Source organism: Prosthecobacter sp. (assembly GCF_044373815.1).
Lineage (GTDB): Bacteria > Verrucomicrobiota > Verrucomicrobiia > Verrucomicrobiales > Verrucomicrobiaceae > Prosthecobacter.
In genome coordinates this window covers 1-3699 of sequence record NZ_JBIPNG010000576.1, presented here as the reverse complement: position 1 = coordinate 3699, position 3699 = coordinate 1, and the positions used below count along the sequence as shown (strand labels likewise).

2 protein-coding genes are annotated in these 3699 nt (G+C 61.8%); both read right to left on the bottom strand.

The features are described from left to right. On the bottom strand, window positions 1–995 hold a 995-nt coding region (locus tag ACIREA_RS28475), incomplete at its 3' end, for a hypothetical protein (RefSeq protein ID WP_397385708.1). Window positions 996–999: 4 nt separating this feature from the next. Further along, window positions 1000–3699, bottom strand: a 2700-nt coding sequence (locus ACIREA_RS28470; RefSeq protein WP_397385707.1) for a LamG-like jellyroll fold domain-containing protein, incomplete at its 5' end; no start/stop codon positions are given.

The following is a 3699-nucleotide window of genomic DNA, read 5'->3' as shown; positions in this document are numbered from 1 at the left end:
ATCAGTACCAGCAGAGCCAGTCCCGCTGACAAACCTGCAATCAGTCGGCCTTTGCGGCTTTCAGCAGGCTTTTCAAGCTCGGGCAGAATCGTCACCAACTCAGGAACCGCAACGGGTTTGAACTCCGGGATGGTCGGAGTCGGAGGGCTGGGCGCTTCAGATCCCGCAGGCTTGGCCTCGCTGGTGGCCGCTGCTGGCAGCGCCTTTTCCCATTCAAGATTGAGCAGGATGTCCCAGCCGGGGCTTTCGTTTTTCAACCGGCATCCGCAACGGCCTACGAGAAACATGCAGGCATCTTCCAGCGAGGCGTCATCCAGAATGTCCAGCGGCCAAGCTCCCAGCACCCTGCCCCGGCCAAAGACCGCTCCAGCAAAGCTGGTGGCTATGGGATTAAAGGTTCCCCTCGGTCCGGCAAGCATGTGCAGCAGCATGGCCTCGGCAGGATCATCGCGCCGCAGCCTGAGGGTGCTGAACTTAAGCCTCAATGGGGGCCCGGGGCCAAGCTGGCTGTCGGGGTCGTTCGGGTCCTGAATCGGCAGCGACGCCACCTGCTCCAGGAATTTGAGCCGTTTCTCGATCCGCTCCACCTCCAGCACATCCACCGGCGATCCGCTGTCAGCGATCACCCAGATGACCGAATCCCCCGCCAGCAGCAGCTGCACGAGCTTCTTGCGCGCCGGAGAATCCAGCACGGCACTGAGCGTGGCCGCGTCCAGCTTGCCCGACCAGACCTGCTTGTCGCTCTCCTTCGAATAGCGCAGGACGGTGTCCTGCTGCGCTGGGTCCTTGGAGGTGGAGAAGTCGAGGTTGGCCTTGCCATTGGCTCGCAAGGGGCGCAGCAAATCCTGCACCTCCGGCGTTTGCGAGACGGCGGCAGGCATCACTAGATGGAACTTGTCCGCCTCCCAGCGGTCCAGCGCAAAGCGGAAGACCGGAATGGTGCAGGCACAGGCACCACTCGTGCAAATGGCGATGATGAGGGTGGCGAGTCGCATGGCGCTATTTCCCAAAGCACTGCAGCCTGCCGTCCATCGTACTCACATACACACGTCCCTGGGCGACGGTGATGCCATCCCACACTGCAGGGCTCGTCAGCTCAAGCCCCGCGCTCTGCTCACCAGTCTCGGTGTTCACGGCCCACATCTTGGCGCCGCGTTTGCCATCCAGTGCTTCGTCCTGCTCTTTGAGTTCCTGCAGGATCGCGGGGTCCTTGGCGGCGAGACGTTCAAAAGCATACTCCTCGTCAATCGTATCCGGCGCACCGCTGACGAGCACCGTTTTGCCCGCCAGCGCCATGCTGCGGGCCACGATGGGGACAAAGCGATCCCAGGTGTGTTTCACAAAGCTGCCGCTGCCTTTGCCGCCCTTCCCGCCTTCGGCACCGCCTTTGAACCAAAGGGCACCGCCTACCTTGCCTTTGCCGGATTCCACCCCGGCCCCCACGCCATGCACCTCATTGCCAGAGCTGTCGCGGGAGTCACCATTGTCGAAGTTGCAGACCAGCACGGCATCCGTCGGCTTCACTTCCGGCTGCTCGAAGCGCTGCTGCACCTCGGCGGCACTCAGTGCCTTGTGATAGACGACGAACTGATCCAGCAGGCCGCTGTATCCACCGGCACTTTCTTCGGCGACGCCATTGCCGTTGCCCACGATCAGAGGATTCGCTGGTTTGCCGGCCACCAACTCCCCCGCCATGCCTTCGGCGACAAGCTTGCCATCAATATAGAGCGTCATCTTTTTGTCGGCCGCGAGGACACCCGCGATGTGGTGCCAGCCATCGGTCAGCGCCTCAGCGGAGACGATGCTGCTCACCTTGGAATCACTGCGGATGTGGAACTGCGGTTTCTTGTCATGGAAGTCGAGCCCCACCCCCAGCTTCGGTCCTCCTTGGTTGATGATGGTGCCGCTGGGCTTGTCTGGCAGCACCCAGGCTTCGACGGTGATCGGGGTCTTCGTAGGATCCAGCACCGGGACATTCGGGAACTGCACACTGCCGGGCATCGGCGCGCCACCGGCCTTTGCCGCAGCCTTGGCATCACCCTTCTTGCCGCCCTTGCCTTTTTTCTTCGCTTCAGCCTGGGCCTTCAGGGTTTCGGCGTGACCCACCTGCGTTTCACCCTTCGGCTGCACGGCGAGCGGTTTGCCATCCTTGTCCAGCACCACGCTGTTGCCCGTGCGTTCGGTGGTGGCTGATTCGGTGTCATACGCTTGCTCCGGCGGCGCTTTGGGTGTTGCGAAAAGAGTGTACTCCATCGTGGTCGTCCACTTGTAGTACTGCGCCTCGCGGCCGTAGGAGTACACATTCTTGTCATCATGCACGAGGATGCGGCCCGCAGGCGCATACTTGCCCGCCTGGAAGTAGCCGCTGTGTCCACCTGCGAAGCTCTTGCCATAGACCCAGTAGCTGCGGTGGAAGTTGGAATCATCGAGGAAGCCCATCGGTGCAAAGAGGTGCTGCCCCTCGCCTTTGTGCGCGCCGCCCTGCTTGTCGAAGTCTCCGCTCACAGGGCCCACTTCCACACGCTTGCCATCGACCCCGATTTTCTGCGTGCGCAGGAAGGTCCACTTGCCGTCGCTGCTCAGGATGTCGTTCAAAGCGACCGGCATCTGCAGCGTCTTGTGGCGGTCGTTCAAGTCGCCACCGGTTTCAGGATCGCGGTCATCGTAGTTGATTTTGACCTTCATCTCGCCGGTCTTCGCATCCACGCGGTAGAACCACAGACCGCCATCGAGGAAACAGGAATGGCCGGAGACAAAGCTCACCAGACCGTTTTCCACCAGCACGCTGCCGTGCACCGGCCAGACGCTTTCCATCATCTCCCACGCGCCGTGGCTCAACATGACCGGAGCACCCTGAAACTTCCACACCAGTGCGCCATCCTTCGCGCGCAAGCAGTACACATTGCCGTCATTGCCGCCGATGAACACCCTGCCCTGCCAGTAGCTCGGTGGTGAATCCATTCGACCACCCGCAATGAAATGCCAGGCTTCCTTGCCCGTGGCGGAATCAAAGGCATGCAGCGTGTGCTTGTCCACTTCAGAGACAAAGGTCAGGCCAGCGGCGCTCGTCGTTGTGCTGAGCGGTGGCGTCAGTTTCACTTCCCAGGCCATGCCGAGGTCCTTCCTCAAATCCTGATTCGAATAGCCGCTGCGAGCATTGTCGGAGCGGTAGGTGGGCCAGTCCTTGGCATCGGCGGGAGTTTCCGCAATGGCTTCGGCATAGGCGGGGCCTTTCGTCAAACGCGCGCTGTCCGGCGTGTGCGGCGGCATGGGATAGCGCGGCGCGGAGGCCATGGCGGCCATGCCGTCCAGTTTCGCTTCAGGATAGCAGGCGCAGTTGTGAGGCCCGGCGTAGGTGAGTCCATTGCAAGGCAGCACGCCGTAAAGGCAGGCGCCACGCACCCAGTGGTTCAGGTCCCAGTGCTGCTTCTCCATGTCCACATACTCGATGCCGGTGCGGGAGGGCATGATGAACTTCTCCGTGGCCTTGGCCATGTAGCAGCGGTGGTGGAACCAGTAGGTGCCCTGCGGCACGTCGGGAAAGAACTGCTTTTTCACCACACCCGTCAGCGGATCGCGCCCCGTGTATTCACCCGTCTGATTCCCCTGCGTGGTGCCCGCATTCCAGACGAGCCCCTGCGCCACGATGACATCCTCCATGCTGCGGTAGCCGCTTTTCTCATGCGAGGAACTCCACAG